This is a genomic window from Pantoea sp. C8B4 (genome assembly GCF_051336905.1).
In the GTDB taxonomy this organism is placed as follows: Bacteria; Pseudomonadota; Gammaproteobacteria; order Enterobacterales; family Enterobacteriaceae; genus Pantoea; species Pantoea rwandensis_B.
Genome location: NZ_JBGMNK010000002.1, coordinates 153,786 through 170,736, shown reverse-complemented (window position 1 = coordinate 170,736; position 16,951 = coordinate 153,786). Strand labels below are relative to the sequence as shown.

Annotated in this window: 15 protein-coding genes; 10 read left to right on the top strand and 5 right to left on the bottom strand. The window is 55.4% G+C overall.

The window, feature by feature from the left end:
- Positions 1–51: 51 nt before the first annotated feature.
- Positions 52–942 (bottom strand): YghX family hydrolase, encoded by an 891-nt coding sequence (gene yghX, locus ACCW76_RS03560; RefSeq protein ID WP_436337767.1) that lies wholly within the window; start codon positions 940–942, stop codon positions 52–54.
- A 412-nt stretch (positions 943–1,354) separates the two neighbouring features.
- Between yghX and ACCW76_RS03555 the strand changes: the two genes are divergently transcribed.
- The gene (locus ACCW76_RS03555) at positions 1,355–2,221 is read left to right on the top strand and encodes a helix-turn-helix domain-containing protein (protein WP_045814716.1); all 867 of its coding nucleotides are present in this window, start codon (positions 1,355–1,357) and stop codon (positions 2,219–2,221) included.
- 193 nt (positions 2,222–2,414) lie between these two features.
- On the opposite strand, the gene ACCW76_RS03550 is transcribed toward ACCW76_RS03555, so the two are convergent.
- Complete coding sequence (locus ACCW76_RS03550; RefSeq protein WP_436337766.1) at positions 2,415–2,798, bottom strand: hypothetical protein; 384 nt, start codon at positions 2,796–2,798, stop codon at positions 2,415–2,417.
- Positions 2,799–3,011: 213 nt separating this feature from the next.
- Between ACCW76_RS03550 and ACCW76_RS03545 the strand changes: the two genes are divergently transcribed.
- The 3 genes from ACCW76_RS03545 to ACCW76_RS03535 all read left to right on the top strand — a co-directional run bounded on the left by ACCW76_RS03545 (position 3,012) and on the right by ACCW76_RS03535 (position 4,920).
- Positions 3,012–3,455: a GlcG/HbpS family heme-binding protein gene (locus ACCW76_RS03545; protein WP_436337765.1), complete on the top strand. Its 444-nt coding sequence runs from the start codon at positions 3,012–3,014 to the stop codon at positions 3,453–3,455.
- A 52-nt stretch (positions 3,456–3,507) separates the two neighbouring features.
- Positions 3,508–4,290, top strand: a complete 783-nt coding sequence (locus ACCW76_RS03540) for a siderophore-interacting protein (protein ID WP_436337764.1) — start codon at positions 3,508–3,510, stop codon at positions 4,288–4,290.
- 90 nt (positions 4,291–4,380) lie between these two features.
- Positions 4,381–4,920 carry a PadR family transcriptional regulator gene (locus ACCW76_RS03535; RefSeq protein ID WP_436337763.1) on the top strand — a complete coding sequence of 180 codons (540 nt, stop codon included), beginning with the start codon at positions 4,381–4,383 and terminating at the stop codon, positions 4,918–4,920.
- Between the two features lie 199 nt (positions 4,921–5,119).
- On the opposite strand, the gene ACCW76_RS03530 is transcribed toward ACCW76_RS03535, so the two are convergent.
- Positions 5,120–5,410 carry a SelT/SelW/SelH family protein gene (locus ACCW76_RS03530; protein ID WP_045814714.1) on the bottom strand — a complete coding sequence of 97 codons (291 nt, stop codon included), beginning with the start codon at positions 5,408–5,410 and terminating at the stop codon, positions 5,120–5,122.
- Between the two features lie 230 nt (positions 5,411–5,640).
- Between ACCW76_RS03530 and ACCW76_RS03525 the strand changes: the two genes are divergently transcribed.
- The 5 genes from ACCW76_RS03525 to ACCW76_RS03505 are packed head-to-tail and all read left to right on the top strand — an operon-like array spanning position 5,641 to position 11,664.
- The gene (locus ACCW76_RS03525; RefSeq protein ID WP_436337762.1) at positions 5,641–8,004 is read left to right on the top strand and encodes a TonB-dependent receptor domain-containing protein; all 2,364 of its coding nucleotides are present in this window, start codon (positions 5,641–5,643) and stop codon (positions 8,002–8,004) included.
- Positions 8,005–8,054: 50 nt separating this feature from the next.
- Positions 8,055–9,077 carry a hemin-degrading factor gene (locus tag ACCW76_RS03520; RefSeq protein WP_436337761.1) on the top strand — a complete coding sequence of 341 codons (1,023 nt, stop codon included), beginning with the start codon at positions 8,055–8,057 and terminating at the stop codon, positions 9,075–9,077.
- Entirely contained in the window at positions 9,074–9,898 is an 825-nt protein-coding gene (locus ACCW76_RS03515; protein WP_436337760.1) for a heme/hemin ABC transporter substrate-binding protein, read from the top strand. Before ACCW76_RS03520 ends, ACCW76_RS03515 begins: the two co-directional genes overlap by 4 nt.
- Complete coding sequence (locus ACCW76_RS03510; RefSeq protein WP_045814711.1) at positions 9,891–10,892, top strand: FecCD family ABC transporter permease; 1,002 nt, start codon at positions 9,891–9,893, stop codon at positions 10,890–10,892. Before ACCW76_RS03515 ends, ACCW76_RS03510 begins: the two co-directional genes overlap by 8 nt.
- Entirely contained in the window at positions 10,885–11,664 is a 780-nt protein-coding gene (locus ACCW76_RS03505; RefSeq protein ID WP_436337759.1) for a heme ABC transporter ATP-binding protein, read from the top strand. The genes ACCW76_RS03510 and ACCW76_RS03505 overlap by 8 nt, the downstream gene beginning before the upstream one ends.
- 31 nt (positions 11,665–11,695) lie before the next feature.
- Here the strand turns inward: ACCW76_RS03505 and acuI are convergent, their stop codons facing one another.
- On the bottom strand, positions 11,696–12,679 hold the full coding sequence (gene acuI, locus ACCW76_RS03500; RefSeq protein WP_045814709.1) for an acrylyl-CoA reductase (NADPH): 984 nt from the start codon (positions 12,677–12,679) through the stop codon (positions 11,696–11,698).
- Positions 12,680–13,227: 548 nt separating this feature from the next.
- Here acuI and ACCW76_RS03495 point away from each other — a divergent pair.
- Entirely contained in the window at positions 13,228–15,378 is a 2,151-nt protein-coding gene (locus tag ACCW76_RS03495) for an ornithine decarboxylase (protein WP_436337758.1), read from the top strand.
- 48 nt (positions 15,379–15,426) lie between these two features.
- On the opposite strand, the gene ACCW76_RS03490 is transcribed toward ACCW76_RS03495, so the two are convergent.
- Positions 15,427–16,851 carry an amino acid permease gene (locus ACCW76_RS03490; protein ID WP_436337757.1) on the bottom strand — a complete coding sequence of 475 codons (1,425 nt, stop codon included), beginning with the start codon at positions 16,849–16,851 and terminating at the stop codon, positions 15,427–15,429.
- Positions 16,852–16,951 lie beyond the last annotated feature (100 nt).

The following is a 16,951-nucleotide window of genomic DNA, read 5'->3' as shown; positions in this document are numbered from 1 at the left end:
GGTCATAAAGGCCGCCCTCGATGAACATCAGTCGACAGCGTGTATCCCTGCTCAGCCGTGCAGATACTTCTCAAACCACCCCAATGTCCGGCTCCACGCCAGTTCGGCTGCCGCTTTGTCATAACGCGGAGTCGAATCGTTGTGGAACCCATGATTCACGCCAGGATAGATATAGGCTTCATAGGTTTTGTGGTTGGCCTTCAGCGCCTCTTCATAGGCTGGCCAGCCTTCGTTGATGCCTTTGTCTAACGCGGCATAGTGCAGCAGCAGTGGGGCGTTGATGCGCGGCACGTCTTCCGCTTTAGGCTGGCGGCCATAAAACGGCACCGCACAAGCCAGTTCCGGGAAGGCCACGGCTGCAGCATTCGCCACGCCGCCGCCGTAACAGAATCCGGTGATGCCAACTTTGCCGGTGCCCTCTTCGTGGTGCATCAGGAAATCGACGGCGGCAAAAAAGTCGTTCATGAGCTTAGTCGGATCGACTTTGGCCTGCATCGCACGGCCCTCTTCGTCATTGCCGGGATAGCCGCCCATTGAACTCAGGCCGTCCGGTGCTAGCGCGATATATCCGGCTTTCGCCACGCGGCGTGCGACATCCTCTATATAAGGATTCAATCCGCGATTCTCATGCACCACCACCACTGCACCCACTTTGCTGCTGGCTTTGGCCGGGCGCACCAGATAGCCTCGCACCTCACCGTGGCCTTGTGGTGAGGGATAGTGAATGTATTCGGGTTTAATCTCGGGATCGGTGAATTCAACCTGCTGCGCCAGCGCGTAGTTGGGGCTCATGGCGCTGAGCAAGGTGGCGCCGGTCATGCCGGCGATGGTGAACTTAGCAGCAAGGGTGATGAACTCACGTTTGCTTATCCTGCCGTGTGCGTAATAGTCATATAACTCAAGCAGTTCCTGGGGAAAATCTTGTGCGGTAAGACGGGTCATAACCTCTCCTTCGCTGATTAACCGATGGCTTTGCTGCTCTAAAAAAGCACAGTGGGTTAACGCTTGCAAACGCTATGCCGCAAAGCGTTAAGAGAGGGGAGAGAGATATTACTGTTTTATATGATATTGGATGCAGCGGGGCTGAGCGCAGACTGCGTTCTCTGCGATTTGGGTTTGTCCAGCAATGTGCTTTGCTTAACAGAAATCAGTCTTCAGTTGCGTCCAATGGCGACCCTTCTCACAAAAACGCCGTATGTGCTTTAATCAAAAACGTTAGTAACCTAAGCAATTAATGCTTTTCCCGTCTCGCTGCCTTTACTCTTCCTTACGTAAGTAATACGTTTTTGTTATATTTATGTGACTAATCGCGCAAATTCATTACCTTCACACTTATCACTCGATTGAAAAAATCATGCTCAGCCTGAATCTTAAAAAACAGTACATCAACGATCTGGTGGACTGGATAGAGGCGAATCTGACCGATGAGCTCAATATCGATCTGATTACCCTGAAATCTGGTTACTCCAAGTGGCACATGCAGCGCATGTTCAAAGAGATGACTGGCCAAACGCTGGCCTCGTATACGCGTAAGCGTCGCCTGACCATGTCAGCGATGGCGCTGCGTTTGACCAGCATGCCGCTCATTGATATTGCCGTGCGCTTTGGCTTCGATAACCAGCAGAATTTCACGAGGGTATTCAAAAGCCACTTCTCCATGACGCCCGGCGCCTATCGTCGCATCCCGGATATGCTGATGAAGGATTTCCACAGTCGTATTTCCACGCAGCGTTCGTGGGTCAACGCGCGTCTGGCCGAGAAGCCGGAGTTGCAGCTGTGTGGTGAAGTGATTGAGTGGGAATGCCGCTTTGGCGAGTACATCGATCATCATAATCAGGTGGTCGCGCAGCATACCCGCGATTTTGTCCGCTTTGCCGGTAAGCATGTCAGCCGTGGCTGGCTGGGATTCCAGTTCAGCCCAGGCGTGAATTCTGCCGACCAGCAGCACATTAGCTTATTCCAGGCGCTGGAAAGCCAGTATGCCGATGTGCTGCCGCGCAATGTGCAAAACTGGACCGGAGAAAGCGGTTTGTATGCCGAGATTGACTGGCATGGCGCACCGGAAGAGATCAATGCATTTACCGCAGAAATTTACTACAACCACTTGCCGGCACTGGGCGTGGCGCGTCGGGCAGGTAAAGATCTGCTTAAACTGGATCTGAAATACAGCACGCCTGATTTGTTGCAGGGCACGTTCTACATTCCGGTCTCCACCTGCTGATGCATAAATCGTGCGGTTAACTGTGACTAACCGCACGATTTTATAAAATATTCGCCGTAACTGGCGTAAAATCCTTCATCGAAACCTGATTGGCCGCGTAAAACACCAGCCGCCATACATCAGGCTGGATAATCACCTGCATTCCTGGTCCGCTCTGGACCGTCAAAGTGAAAAAGAAAAAATTATGCGACTTTTACCGTTGTTCCTCATGACAGCGCTTGTGGCGTTTTCCTCGCTGGCAAGTGCACAGATGGCTGAGCCTTTCTCTCCGCCGGGCGGCCTGCATCCTCATCAGACTCACTGCCAGCAGCATGAAATTTTGGGCGATAACCCGCTGCCGCAGCACAGCCAGGATGACAATAGCTTCGTTAACTGCGGCAATCATCAGGCCTAATTTCCCTCTCGTTTTACCGCGCGTTACCCCATGACTATCGATGACACGCCGCACGTTTGTTGCGGCGCGATCGTTGCCTGCCGTTGCCCGCTCATCGAACGCAATCCTCTTTAAGTGCATTAACTGCATTAACTGCATTAACTGCATTAACTGCATTAACTGCATTAACTGCATTAACTGCATTAACTGCGGTTCTCCCCCTAAAACTCAGTTGGCGTTAGTCCCTGCCCCAATCGGTGCAAGCCACGCCGAAAATTCTGCAACTTTTCCCAATAGCATTTTTCGGCATTGCATCGAAGATATATCATAACTATGCTAGTCAACGTCAGATGAGAATGATTTTCGATAACGTTTGATTCATGCGCGGACCGCTGACGTCCGGTACGGGGCAAAATTATGGATAAACAATCAGCATCGGCCAGCAGTGCGCTGGCAAACCCTTGTCACACCATCTCTTTGGCCGCTGCGCGTGTGGTGATCAACGCCGCATTTGAGGCCGCAGCGGAATTCGGCTGGCACATCAGTGTGGCAGTGGTGGATCGTGCGGGCGAGTTAGTGAGCCTGGATCGCAGCGACAAGGCGATTGGCATCAGCCCGACGGTGGCGCTGGGCAAAGCGCGCACGGCAGCACTGCTGCGTGCACCGTCAAAAGAATTTGAGACCTTCATCAACGCTGGCAGCCCGAGTTTTCTGGCCACGCCCGGCGTCACACCGCTGGAAGGCGGTATTCCTTTATGGCTCAACGGCGAAGTGATTGGTGCGGTTGGCGTGAGCGGGGCGCACGGCGCTAACGACTCGCAGGTCGCAGAAATGGCCGCCGAAGCATTGGCCACCCTTTAAATACACCGATTGGCAGGGACGTCAGCACGATGCATCTGCCTGGAGAGAACACTTGCAAAAAAACACTAACGATCGCGCACCCAAGCGCGTACGCAACGAATTACGCTTCCGCCATATCACCGTGGCGAGCAAAACTTTAATTGCCGGTGAATTCTGGCGTATTGAGTTTACCGGCAGCGATCTGGCTGGGTTTAATTCACCGTCATTCGACGATCACATTAAAGTTTTCTTCCCGGACAGTGCGGGCAGCGCATTGGCTTTGCCGCAAATGACCGAAGAGGGGATCGTCTGGCCGGGCGGCGTTCGCCCGGCAGCTCGCGATTACACCCCGCTGGCGTTCAACGGCACCGATTCACTGACGCTCGATTTCTATATCCATGATGGCGGCGTCGCCAGCAACTGGGCGAATGAGGCGAAGCCAGGCGATCAGATCGCCATGGGCGGCCCGCGTGGCTCCTGCGTAGTGCCCGTGGATTATGCCTGCCAGATTTACGTGTGCGATGAGACCGGGCTGCCAGCCTTTAAGCGTCGTTACGCTGAGATGCAGGCGCAGCAGATCCATCTGCTGGCCTACGCCGATGAAACCACCGGGCGCGATTACCTCGGTGATCTGCCGAATGTACAGGTGACGTGGCTCGGCAGTGGCAGCATGCAGGTGGATAACCTCGGCCCGCTGATTGCGCAGCTGGATCAGATCTCACTGCCAACAGAAGAGTATTTCATCTGGCTGACGGGTGAAGGTGAGGCGGTAAAACTGCTGAGCGACTACTTTACGCAACGCCGTGGTGCCCACACCGACTTCGTGCGCGCGGTGGCGTACTGGCATCAGAAATAACTGACTTCGCCGCGCCCGCTGCCGCCTGTGTTGAATTTTGCCAGGCGGCAGACTACTATCAACCTCCCTTAATTGACCTCAGGGAAGGCAATGAAACAGCAGCGGGATTTTCCATGGCAGTCCGATAATGCACAACGTGCAATCTGTGCAGGTGCGCGTAAAAAGCGCCGCGAAAGGATGCTGGATGCCAGTGATATCCGCCTGTTAATGATGCACTTCCTCGCCAACGGTTCTGCGCATGGCTATGAGCTGATCAAGTCAGTAGAAGAGCTGTCCAAAGGGGAATACTCTCCCAGCCCTGGCATCATCTATCCTAACCTCACGTTGCTCGAAGAGATGGATGCGATCCGCGTGGTGGATGCGCATGCGTCGCGTAAAGCCTATGCGCTCAATGATGGCGGTCGCGCGTTATTAGCCGAGAATGGCGAGAATATTGCCAATATTATTGAGCGGCTGACTTCGCTGGCGATATTGGTCAATAATCGCAGTATTCCAGAAGTCGAGCAGGCCATTCATCATATTCGCCACACGCTGAATCATCGTTTATCACAGGAAGATATTTCGCCGGACTCGCTGAATATTGTGATAAATGCACTGAACGAAGCGACAGAGAAAATCGCGAACAGCTAATCGTACCTGGCCAGCAGAATAAATGCCTCCCGCGCCGATTAGCCATCTCACTTTCTGACATGGCTACGTTAGTCATCGCGAAAAATCGCCCGTCATAGCCGCTGAAACAGCAGGCCGATAATTAAGCCATGGATCGCAATAAATCACCGTTCTGGAATGTTCATTGCCATTCTAATGTGCGCGTCTATCCGCTCTGGGATTAGCCCGGCTTCTTCTTATCCACATGTCCTAACTCGCGATCCGGCCAGCAGAAATCACGCACGCGCTGTTTCAGCGCCGCTGCATCCGGGAAGCCGCCTTCCTGTTTACGCTCCCAAATCACCGTGCCATCAATGCTGATTTCGAAAACACCGCCGGTGCCGGGTTTTAGCGTCACTGCGCTCAAATCTTCGGCAAAAGTGTGCAGCAGTTCTTGTGCCATCCACGCCGAACGCAGCAGCCAGTTGCATTGAGTGCAGTAGTAAATGGTCACAGCCGGTTTTTGCGCCATCAGGTGCCTCTTCTTAATTGTTGATTATAAACAAGTTAACAAAATGTGCGGTCTAAGATACATCTTAGTGTAAAGTTTATTGATAATGATTACCAATTGCATTACATTCCTGACGAAATTATTTATTACATAAAATAAGTCCACACATTTTACGGTTTATTAACGCATATCGCGTTTTTTTGGCGGCAATCCAGTGAGCGAATACTAACAATTAACCAGGTATTTCGCGCATGTCTTCACTCTTTCAGGGAATGACCCAGCAACGTCTGTTTAAAGTTGCCATTTTGTCTTCCGCTATTCACGCCGCTTGCAGCTACGCGGCCAGCGATAACACGACACTTTCTGTTTCTTCGGATAAATCTTCTCGTAGCGAACCTACGCTGACCGTTACCGCACCTAAACAGCAGGCGGGCAACAAAACCACCATTACCGCCAGTGAACTGCAAAAACGCGGCGCGAACGATTTCGGTTCGATCATGCGTTACGAGCCGTTAATCAGCGCCACCGGTTCCAGCGGCGGTTCATCCTCCGGCAAAAGCGGCTTCGACCGCGCAGGTTACACCGGCTACAACATTCGTGGTTTGGAAAGCAACCGCGTCGGCATGGACATCGACGGCATTCCGATTCCTGATGCCACCGGTCGTCCATACGTTAGCCGCTCCGGCAACAACACCTTCGGCATTGGCCGCGACTACATCGATCCTTACATGTTCAGCAGCGTAGATATCGAGAAGGGCGCGACCGCGGTTGATCAGCCCAACACCTCGATTGGCGGCAACGTCTCGTTCCACAACAAAACTGCCGACGACTATCTCAGCAGCGACAAAAACACTTACTTCGGTTATCAGAGCGGTTACGACTCGTCGAATCGCAGCTGGCACAACGGCATCACCGCCGCAGCGGGCGATGACGAACTGCGCGGCCTGTTTGTTTACAGCCGTCGCGACGGCCAGGAAACCGAGAACAACAGCGGCGTGAAAGATGCGTATCCGTCCAACTGGCATTCGGACGCGTTCATGACCTCAGGCATTTGGCAGCCAAACGATCAGCACAAGCTGAGCGCCACATTTGATTATTACCACAAAACCAATCACAGCCATTACGACACCTGGGACACCAGCGGCAACACCGTTTGGGGCACCGCGCAGCAGCAGAGCGATACGCGTCGTTGGGGCATCAACCTGGCTGACGAGTGGACGCCGTACAACGATTTCATCGATACGCTGACCACGCGCGTTTACTGGCAGCAAACCCAGGCGCACGACAACACCTTCTTGCCGACCAGCGCCACGCAAACCGGCTATGTTTACTCTGATTTCAACGTTGATACCTACGGCTTCGACACGCGCGGCACCAAAACGCTGGGTCGTCATGAGCTGAGCGCCGGTATCAACGCGCGTCTGGATAACAGCGAGCGCCCATTCCGTCAGGAGCCTGCGCCAAGCACTTTCAGCGCGATTACCCAGCCGCAGTCGGATAGCCGCACCTTCGCCGTTGCTGGCTATCTGCAAGATAAGATCAACTTCGATCTCAATAGCCACAACTTCGCGGTGATTCCCGGCGTGCGCGTTATGTATCAAAGCACCAAGCCGAAGAATCTCAGTGATTTGACCAACGGCAGCGACGTGCTGACCAAAGATCAGGTGGAAGCGCTGTATGGCAAAACTAACTCCGACACGCAAGCGCTGCCATCGCTGACCTTCCAGTACGATCTGACGCCAGCGCTGACCACTTATCTGCAATACAAACGCGGCGTGCAGTTCCCAACCACCAGCCAGCTTTATGGTTCCTGGAACCTCGGTTCGAGCTATGCAGGCAGCGCGCAGTACGCGTTGATCGGCAACACCGATCTGAAAACCGAAACCAGCAACAACTTTGAGTGGGGCTTGAAAGGTCAGGCGACCGAAGGCGTTGAGGTGAATACCTCGGTGTTCTACAACCAATACAAAAACTTCATCGCCTACACGCGCTATCGCCGCGCCACCAGCCCGGAAATGTTCACCAATGTTCCGAGCAACATCTACACCAGCTATCAGGCTGAAAACCGCGATAAGGCCTACATTTATGGGGCTGAGATTTCGACCAAGATTAATTACGGCACTTGGTTCTCCCAGGTCGATGGCCTGAGCAGCACTTTCGCGCTGGGTTACAACCAGGGCAAATCGAAGTCGAGCTATTCCGGTGACAAGTACGTTGATCTCGACAGCGTATCGCCAATGAAAGCGATTGTCGGTTTGGCGTGGGATGATAAAGAACGCGGCTACGGCGCGGCCTTGACGGCGACCTTCGTAAAAGGCAAGAAAGCCGAAGCCACCAACCGCGAAAGCTACACCAACGCGGGCACGCCGATCACTGATTCCACCAGCGAATACATGCGTGTGCCGGGTTATGGCATGGTTGATGCCACTGCGTATTGGCAGGCGACCAAAAACGTCAAGCTGAGCGGCGGCATCTACAACATCACCGATCGCAAGTATTGGGACTACACCAGCAGCCGCAACCTGACCAGCACCAATCAGCAGGAGCGTAACGACATCAACCTCGCGGTGATGCCAGGCCGCACCTTCCAGCTCGGTGTGAACGTCGACTTCTAATCACATTTTCGCCCTGCGTTCGCGCAGGGCCTTTTCATGGAGCAAGTGCAATGAACCCACGTTACGATCACTACCTGGCGCTGAAAGGCGAACATCCGAAGAAGTATGCCCGCGATCTGGCAGCCCTGATGGGCATTGGCGAAGCGCAGCTGTGTGAAGCGCGCGTCGGCCAGGATGCGCAAGCGTTAAAAGCGGATTTCCCGGCGTTGCTGAAGGCACTGGCAGCCGTCGGCGAAACCAAAAGCATCACCCGCAACGAATATGCGGTACATGAGCAGGTGGGCAAATATGAAAACCTGCACCTCGGCGAACATGCCGGACTTATCCTTAACCCACGCGCGCTCGATCAGCGTCTGTTCCCGGCACAGTGGCACAGCGCCTTCTTCCTGCGTGAGCAGACCGCGCGCGGTGAGCGTCAAAGCATCCAGATTTTTGATCGCCATGCGGATGCGGTGCTGAAAATCTACACCACCGACAATACCGACATGGCGGCATGGGATGCGCTAATCGCAGAATTCACCATCGAAGCCGCTGCGGCACTCGATCCACAACCTGCCGCCGCGCCAGAACATAGCCGCGCCATTGATGCCAGCAAAGTGGAAGCCGAATGGCGCGCCATCACCGATGTGCATCAGTTCTTTGGCTTACTGAAGCGCCATAATATTTCACGTCAGCAGGCTTTCCATGCCGTACCAGACGATCTGGCACGCCAGGTCAGCAACGATTCATTGGCTCAACTGCTGGAGCAGGCGCAGCAGGATGGCAACGAAATCATGATCTTTATCGGCAACCGTGGTTGCACGCAGATCTTCACTGGTGCGGTGGAGAAACTGATGCCGATGGACAACTGGGTCAACATCTTCAACCCAACCTTTACGCTGCACCTGATGGCCGATCACATCGCCGAGAGCTGGGTGACGCGAAAACCAAGTGGCGATGGCTTTGTCACCAGCCTCGAACTGTTTGCCGCCGACGGCACGCAGATCGCGCAACTGTATGGTCAGCGCAGCGAAGGGACGCCAGAGCAGGCGCGCTGGCGTGAGCAGGTCACCGCGCTGGGAGCGACAGCATGAAACGTCTGACCCTATTACTGCTGGGCGCGCTGGCGCTGCCGGCATTTGCTGCTGAACGGGTGATCTCCATCGGCGGTGATGTGACACAAATCATTTATGCGCTGGATGCGCAGGCCGATCTGGTGGCGCGCGACAGTACCAGCCAGCATCCGGCGCAGGCTAACAAGCTGCCGGATATCGGCTATATGCGCCAGCTCAATGCCGAAGGCATTCTGGCCATGAAGCCCACACTGGTATTGACCAGCGAGCTGGCGAAACCGTCGCTGGTGTTGCAGCAGATTGAGAGCGCTGGGGTGAAGGTGGTGGATGTCACCGGCAAAACCAGCCTCGACGCCATCCCGGAAAAGATCGCCACCATCGGCAAAGCGCTGCATCGTGATGCCGAAGCGAAGGCGCTGATCGAGAAAGTGAACAAGCAGCGCGCGCAGATTCCCCAGCAGCCGCTGCCGGTGAAGGTGCTGTTTGTAATGGCGCACGGTGGCATGCGCACTCAGGCAGCAGGCAACCAAACCGGCGCTGATGCCGCAATCCGCAGTGCCGGTCTGGTCAACGCCATGGCGGCGATCCCGCATTATCAGCAGCTGTCACAGGAAGGTGTGGTTGCTGCCGCGCCGGATCTGGTGGTGGTGGGTGAAGATGGCCTGCGCACCCTCGGCGGCGAAGAGAAAATCTGGTCGCTGCCGGGGCTGGCGTTGACGCCAGCGGGCCAGCACCACGCGCTGCTGGTGGTGGATGAGATGGCGCTGCTGAGCTTTGGTCTTGATACACCGGAGACTATCGTGAAGCTGCGCAAAGCCGCCGAAGCGGTAAAACATGACTAACAGTGCCGTGATGCGCTGGCTGCTATTGATGGGCATCAGCATGGTGATTTGCATGCTGATGGCCGCCAATTTTGGCGCCATGCCGCTGTCGATGCGCACGCTGTTCCATGCGCCTCTCAGCGATATGGCGTGGCAAATCTGGCTGAACATCCGCCTGCCGCGCGTGTTGCTGGCGGTGTTGCTCGGTATGGCATTGGCAGTCTCTGGCGCGGTGATGCAGGGCCTGTTTCGCAATCCGCTGGCCGATCCGGGATTACTCGGCATCAGCAGCGGGGCCGGGCTGGCCGTCGCGTTTTCTATTATCGTTCCGCTCAGCTTGCCGCCTTTGCTGGCGCTGTGGCTGCCTTCGATTGCAGCGTTTATCGGCAGCCTGATCGTCACACTGCTGATTTTTAGTTTTAGTCGGCTGGCGCTGGGGAATTTGTCACGTTTGCTACTGATCGGTATCGCCATCAACGCCTTGTGCGGTGCGGCGGTGGGTGTGCTCTCCTGGCTCAGTAATGATCAGCAGTTACGCCAGCTGGCGCTGTGGGGGATGGGCAGTTTGAGCGCGGCACAATGGCCGAGTCTGGTGGTGTGTGCTGTACTGATTCTTCCTGCGCTGATTGCCATCCAGACCCGTGCGCGCCGTCTTAATCTGCTGCAACTCGGTGAGGAAGACGCGCATTACATGGGGATTGATGTGAAGCGCACCCAGCGTGAGTTACTGATACTGAGTGCGCTGCTGGTGGGCACGGCGGTGTCGGTGAGCGGGATTATCGGGTTTGTCGGATTGGTGGTGCCGCACGTGATGCGTTTCTGTGTCGGGAGCGATCATCGCTGGATGTTGCCGGGTTCGGCGCTGGCGGGAGCCATCTTGCTATTGCTGGCGGATACACTGGCGCGCACGGTGGTGATCCCGGCGGAAATGCCGGTGGGATTGATCACCAGCCTGATCGGTGGTCCATGGTTTCTCTGGCTGATTCTGCGCCAGAAAAGGGGGATGAATGAGTGATTCAATGCAGGCTCGCGGCCTGCGCTTTAGTCATGGCACGCGTGCGCTGATTGATGATGTCTCTATCACCTTACAGCCAGGCGAAATGATCGCTTTGATTGGCCCCAACGGCGCGGGTAAATCCACGCTGTTGCGCCTGTTGACCGGATTTCTGGCGCCCGAAGCGGGTGAGTGCTGGCTCGGCGATCGCCCGTTAAGCGATTGGCCGCGTGAACCGCTGGCGCAACGTCGTGCGGTGATGCGCCAGCAAAACAGCGTAACTTTCCCGCTACCTGCTGAGGAAGTGGTGGCGATGGGCCGTGCGCCCTGGCCTGCCAGCAAATCCAAAGCGGTGATCGAGGAAGTGATGCAGATTACTGGCAGTCTGGAACTGGCAAAGCGCGATTATCGTTCGCTTTCTGGCGGGGAACAGCAGCGCGTGCAGCTGGCGCGAGTACTGGCACAGTTATGGCACGATGACGGTCCACGCGGCTGGCTGTTTCTTGATGAGCCGACGTCGGCACTCGATCTGTATTGGCAGCAGTACAGTTTGCGATTGCTGCATAAACTGACGCGTAACGGCCGCTTTAGCGTCTGTACCGTGCTGCACGATCTCAATCTGGCATCGCTGTGGTCCGATCGCATTCTGCTGTTGCATCAGGGCAAGCTGGTGGCGCAGGGTTCACCGCAAGAGGTGATGACGGAAAATACGCTGACGCGCTGGTATCAGGCTGAGCTGCACGTGGTGATGCCGCAAGAGCTGGGCAGGCCGCAAATTCAGCTGCGGGCATAGATGTGGGGCGCCATTGACGGCGCCCAAAAAGTTACCGGCAATCCACAATCAGACGGCCACGGACTTCGCCCGCCAGCAAGGCTTCAGCACCTTCACGTGCTTCACTCAGTGGAATCACTTTGGTCAACTGCTCCAGCAGTGCGCCATCCACCAGTTCAGCCAGACGCTGCCACGCTTGCTCACGCAACGGCTTAGCGCACATCACGCTATCCACACCGGCTAACACCACGCCGCGCAGAATAAACGGTGCCACGCTGGTGGGCAGATCCAGACCTTGCGCCATGCCGCACGCAGCCACCACGCCATCGCGCTTGATGCCCGCCAGCACATTGGCCAGGGTATGGCTGCCGACGCTATCAATCGCCGCAGCCCAGCGCTCTTTCGCCAGAGGTTTGCCGGGTGCACTCAGTTCAGCACGATCGATAATCGAGGAGGCGCCGAGGGTATTGATCAGGTAGTCGCTGTCGCTGGCGCGGCCGCTGGAAGCCACCACGTCATAACCTAAACGAGCCAGCAAACTGACGCTGAAGCTGCCCACGCCGCCGCTGGCACCCGTTACCAGCACCGGCCCCTGCTGTGGCGTGATGCCTTGTTTTTCCAGCGCCAATACGCACAGCATGGCGGTGAACCCGGCCGTGCCGATGGCCATGGTTTGTAACGGGCTGAGCGCAGCAGGCACTTTCACCAGCCAATCACCGGAAACGCTGGCCTTTTGTGCCAATCCGCCCCAATGTTTCTCACCTACGCCCCAACCGGTGAGCAGTGCAACATCGTCCTGCTGCCAGTCCGGATGGCGGCTGTTAATCACCCGACCGACAAAATCGATGCCCGGTACCATCGGGAATTGGCGCACAATCGGCCCTTTGTTGCAGATGGCCAGCGCGTCTTTATAGTTAAGCGTGGAGTAACTGACTTCGAGGGTGACATCCTGATCGGGCAGTTGTTGCTCTGTCAAATCCTGCAGAGATGTGCGGTAACCCTGTTCATCATTTTCAATGACCAATGCCTTGAACATGCAGCCTCCGGCTGATTGAGGAAAGTGCGGGTCATATTACTCCTCTGGAAACAGGGAGCAACACGAAGGCGGACACACCTTGCATAAATTCGCATAACACAAGGATATTTAAGCGTTTTTATTAAGAGTTGATTTAATATTCACTTATTAATCAAATGGTTGTTGAATGTTGCTTATGCGTATCAATCTCGTTGCAACGGGTTGTTCCAGCAAAAAAAAGATGCCATCATTGCGCCGCAGTTTTCCACCGATTCCATTCACACTGAGGACGCCGCCATGCTCGGTACAATGCGCTTTAGCACTTGTCTCCGTTCGCTTTACGATAAGCGTCCCTCCGTCATCTGTTGTTCGCATTTCTCGCTCACCATGCGGTGAGGCCAGCTTAACGCGCTATGCTGTTGGACATGACTAAAGACAGACGCGATCTGACTTTACTGATGTCTATCGGTTGCGGCGGTTGATCCGCCCGAAGACGTTATTCGCCGGGGAATTTTCCTCATTGCTGTGCCACTGGCACCCACTCATCCTTCATTACGGGGATTTGTGTTATGAATCCATTGAAAATCGCTGCCAGCGTTGCGGTAGCGCCAAGCCTGAGCCTGAACACCGCGCGTGATGTGGTGACACTCGACAATACTGATTTTACCGATGTGGCGGCTGTGGTCGTCTCACTGGCGGATACACGCAGTGGCGTGTTAACGCTGTTGCGTCAGACCGGCTTTAATCTGCCGGTGTTTGTCGCCAACGCGTTCGATGAAGAAGTGCTGAAGCTGCCGGGCGTGACCGGTGAAATCAACGGTGCACCGGAAGAGTGGGAAGCGCTGGAGGAGGCCGCGCAGGCGTATGAGTCTGACCTGCTGCCGCCGTTCTTCGATACCCTGACGCGCTATGTTGATATGCAGAACAGCACCTTCGCCTGTCCGGGCCATCAGGGCGGGGCGTTCTTCCGTAAACATCCGGCCGGGCGTCAGTTCTATGAATTCTATGGCGAGAACGTCTTTCGTTCCGACATGTGCAACGCCGACGTCAAGTTGGGCGACTTGCTGATCCACGAAGGTTCAGCGAAAGATGCGCAGAAGTACGCAGCGAAAGTCTTCAACGCCGACAAAACCTATTTCGTGCTGAACGGCACCTCCAGCGCCAACAAAGTGGTGACTAACGCCATGTTAACGCGCGGCGATCTGGTGCTGTTTGACCGCAACAACCATAAATCCAACCATCACGGCGCGCTGATTCAGGCGGGCGCGACGCCAGTGTATCTGGAAGCGGCACGTAACCCGTTCGGCTTTATCGGCGGGATTGATGCGCACTGTTTTGATGAGGCTTACCTGCGCGAACAGGTGCAGAGAGTCGCGCCGCATCGTGCCAAAGATCAGCGCCCGTTCCGCCTGGCAATCATCCAGCTCGGCACCTACGATGGCACCGTCTACAACGCGCGCCAGGTGGTGGATCGCATCGGCCATCTGTGTGACTACATCCTGTTTGATTCTGCGTGGCTGGGCTACGAGCAATTTATCCCGCTGATGGAAGGCTGCTCGCCGCTGACGCTGGAGCTGAACGAGAACGATCCCGGCATTTTTGTCACCCAGTCGGTGCACAAACAGCTGGCGGGCTTCTCGCAGACCTCGCAGATTCACAAAAAAGACAACCACATCCGCGGTCAAAAACGCTTCTGTCCGCACAAGCGTCTCAACAACGCTTTCATGCTGCATGCTTCAACCAGCCCGTTCTATCCGCTGTTTGCCGCGCTGGATATCAACGCCCGTATGCACAAAGGTGAAGCCGGGCGCAGCATGTGGCACGAATGCGTCACCATCGGCATTGATGCGCGCAAAGCGATTCTGGAACGCTGCGAGATGATTCAGCCGTTCCTGCCGGAGAAAGTACACGGCAAGCTATGGCAGTCGGCGGAAACTGACGTTATCGCCGCCGATCCGGCTTACTTCAGCCTGGAGCCTGGCGAGAAATGGCACGGCTTTGAGGGGTATGCCAGCGAGCAATATCTGGTCGATCCCTGCAAGCTGCTACTGACCACGCCTGGCATTGATGCCGCCAGCGGCGAATACACCAGCTTCGGTATTCCGGCGACCATTCTGGCGAACTACCTGCGCGAGAACGGCATTGTGCCGGAGAAGTGCGATCTCAACTCCATCCTGTTCCTGCTGACGCCAGCGGAGAATCCGGAGAAGATGGCGCATCTGGTGGCGATGCTCGAGCAGTTTGAACACCATGTGAAAGAGGATGCGCTGCTGGCTGAAGTGCTGCCGAGCGTCTACCGCAAGAACATGGCGCGCTACAAAGGCTACACGCTGCGCCGCCTGTGCCAGGAGATGCACGATCTCTACGTCAGCTACGATGTGAAAGATCTGCAGAAAGCGATGTTCCGCGAAGCCTGCTTCCCGAAAGTGGAAGTGAATCCACAGGACGCGCATCAGGCTTACATCCGTGGTGAGGTGGAGCTGGTAGCGATTGCGCAAGCCGAAGGGCGCATTGCTGCCGAAGGTGCGCTGCCCTATCCACCGGGCGTACTGTGCGTGGTGCCGGGAGAAGTGTGGGGGGGCGCGGTGCAGCGTTACTTCCTCGCGCTGGAGGAGGGCATCAACTTGCTCCCGGGCTTCTCGCCGGAGCTGCAAGGGGTTTACACCGAGGAAGATGACAGCGGTCGTAAACACTTAGTGGCGAACATGATGGTGCGCTAATGTGCCCGACGGCGTGGGGTGAGATCACCGCACGCCGTCAGCATCCTGTCAGTGGCGCACCACCTGAATTTTCTCTTTAGCCAGCCTTCCTGTGCGGTATCTCACCTGCTTGCGACGTTTGCCGGTGATGTAAACACCCACGCACAGCACCATAAACGTCACCATCAGGGTCATCAAACTCTCATAGCGATACTGCGGCAGATAGAACATATAGCCCAGCACGCTAATAATCATCAAAATGCTTAGCCAGGTCAGCCACGGGAACAACCACATCTTGAAATCAGGCGTGATGCCCTGTTTCTCGAGCGCTGTGCGCATTCTCAGCTGTGAAACGGCAATCACCAGATAGACAATCAGCGCAATCGCGCCAGTGGTGGAGATCAGGAAGGCAAACACCTCTCCCGGAAAAGCGTAGTTGGCAATACAGGCGACAAATCCGGCCAGCGTGGAACCTAATACCGCCACACGCGGCACGCCGCCGTTGGATACCGTGGCACAGGAGGCCGGGGCATTGCCGCGTTTACCGAGGGAATAGAGCATGCGTGAAGCGGTATATAACCCGGAGTTCATGCAGCTGCACACGGCAATCAGCACCACCAAATCCACCACCAGTTTGGCACCGGGGAAATTCAGCGTGGATAACACATACTGGAAAGTGCCCTGTGCTAACAGCTGCGGATCATTCCAGGCCACCAGTGACACCACGAGGAAAATAGAGAGCAAATAAAATAACGCGATGCGGTAAACCACCAGATTAATGGCACGACTGATCTTTTTACCGGGGTCTTTGGACTCCACCGCGGCAATGGTGACCACCTCCGCGCCAAAGAATGAAAAAATGGTCAGTAAAATACCGGTTAATACCGCGCCAAAACCGTGCGGCATAAAGCCGATGCGGTCATATAAGTGTGCCACGCCACTGACATTCGCCATTGGCCAATATCCGGAAATCGCCACGATGCCGATGCCAATAAATCCAATAATCGCCACCACTTTGATGATGGCGAACCAAAACTCAAAGGCACCAAAGTTTTTAACGCTAAAGAGGTTGGTGACGGTAAGTAACAGAATGATGGCGGTGGTAAATTGCCACGCGGCAATGGAAGGGAAATAAGCATGCAAAATATCGGCACCGGCAATCGCTTCAACCGGAATCAGCAACACCCAAAACCACCAGTATAACCAGCCAATGGTGAAACCTGCCCAGGGACCAATGGCTTTCGCCGCGTAGGTTGAAAAGGACCCCGAATCGGGTTGCAGCACGGCCATTTCCCCCAGCATGCGCATCACCAGCAGTACCAGCACACCGGTCATGGCGTAGGAGAGCAACACTGCCGGGCCTGCGGTGGCGATGGCATTCGCGGAACCGACAAATAATCCGGCACCAATGATGCCAGCGATGGAGATCATACCAACCTGTCGATCTGAAAGGCCGTCGCCTAACGAATCCTGTTTTGCGGGTGAATGGCTCATACATTTCCTCTTAGCAATTCAGGCATGACATTGGATATCCCACGGGATGCCATCATCCGTGTTGATGAAATAATGTTGATATGCCTGACGCGATGTTATT

What these genes read in the sequence shown, in the direction of transcription:
- ACCW76_RS03505 (WP_436337759.1), top strand. Translation starts at nt 10,885, where the DNA reads ATGAGTGATTCAATGCAGGCTCGCGGCCTGCGCTTTAGTCATGGCACG.
- ACCW76_RS03530 (WP_045814714.1), bottom strand. Translation starts at nt 5,410, where the DNA reads ATGGCGCAAAAACCGGCTGTGACCATTTACTACTGCACTCAATGCAAC.
- ACCW76_RS03495 (WP_436337758.1), top strand. Translation starts at nt 13,228, where the DNA reads ATGAATCCATTGAAAATCGCTGCCAGCGTTGCGGTAGCGCCAAGCCTG.
- ACCW76_RS03525 (WP_436337762.1), top strand. Translation starts at nt 5,641, where the DNA reads ATGTCTTCACTCTTTCAGGGAATGACCCAGCAACGTCTGTTTAAAGTT.
- ACCW76_RS03545 (WP_436337765.1), top strand. Translation starts at nt 3,012, where the DNA reads ATGGATAAACAATCAGCATCGGCCAGCAGTGCGCTGGCAAACCCTTGT.
- ACCW76_RS03520 (WP_436337761.1), top strand. Translation starts at nt 8,055, where the DNA reads ATGAACCCACGTTACGATCACTACCTGGCGCTGAAAGGCGAACATCCG.
- ACCW76_RS03510 (WP_045814711.1), top strand. Translation starts at nt 9,891, where the DNA reads ATGACTAACAGTGCCGTGATGCGCTGGCTGCTATTGATGGGCATCAGC.
- ACCW76_RS03555 (WP_045814716.1), top strand. Translation starts at nt 1,355, where the DNA reads ATGCTCAGCCTGAATCTTAAAAAACAGTACATCAACGATCTGGTGGAC.
- ACCW76_RS03490 (WP_436337757.1), bottom strand. Translation starts at nt 16,851, where the DNA reads ATGAGCCATTCACCCGCAAAACAGGATTCGTTAGGCGACGGCCTTTCA.
- ACCW76_RS03550 (WP_436337766.1), bottom strand. Translation starts at nt 2,798, where the DNA reads ATGCAGTTAATGCAGTTAATGCAGTTAATGCAGTTAATGCAGTTAATG.
- ACCW76_RS03535 (WP_436337763.1), top strand. Translation starts at nt 4,381, where the DNA reads ATGAAACAGCAGCGGGATTTTCCATGGCAGTCCGATAATGCACAACGT.
- ACCW76_RS03515 (WP_436337760.1), top strand. Translation starts at nt 9,074, where the DNA reads ATGAAACGTCTGACCCTATTACTGCTGGGCGCGCTGGCGCTGCCGGCA.
- yghX (WP_436337767.1), bottom strand. Translation starts at nt 942, where the DNA reads ATGACCCGTCTTACCGCACAAGATTTTCCCCAGGAACTGCTTGAGTTA.
- acuI (WP_045814709.1), bottom strand. Translation starts at nt 12,679, where the DNA reads ATGTTCAAGGCATTGGTCATTGAAAATGATGAACAGGGTTACCGCACA.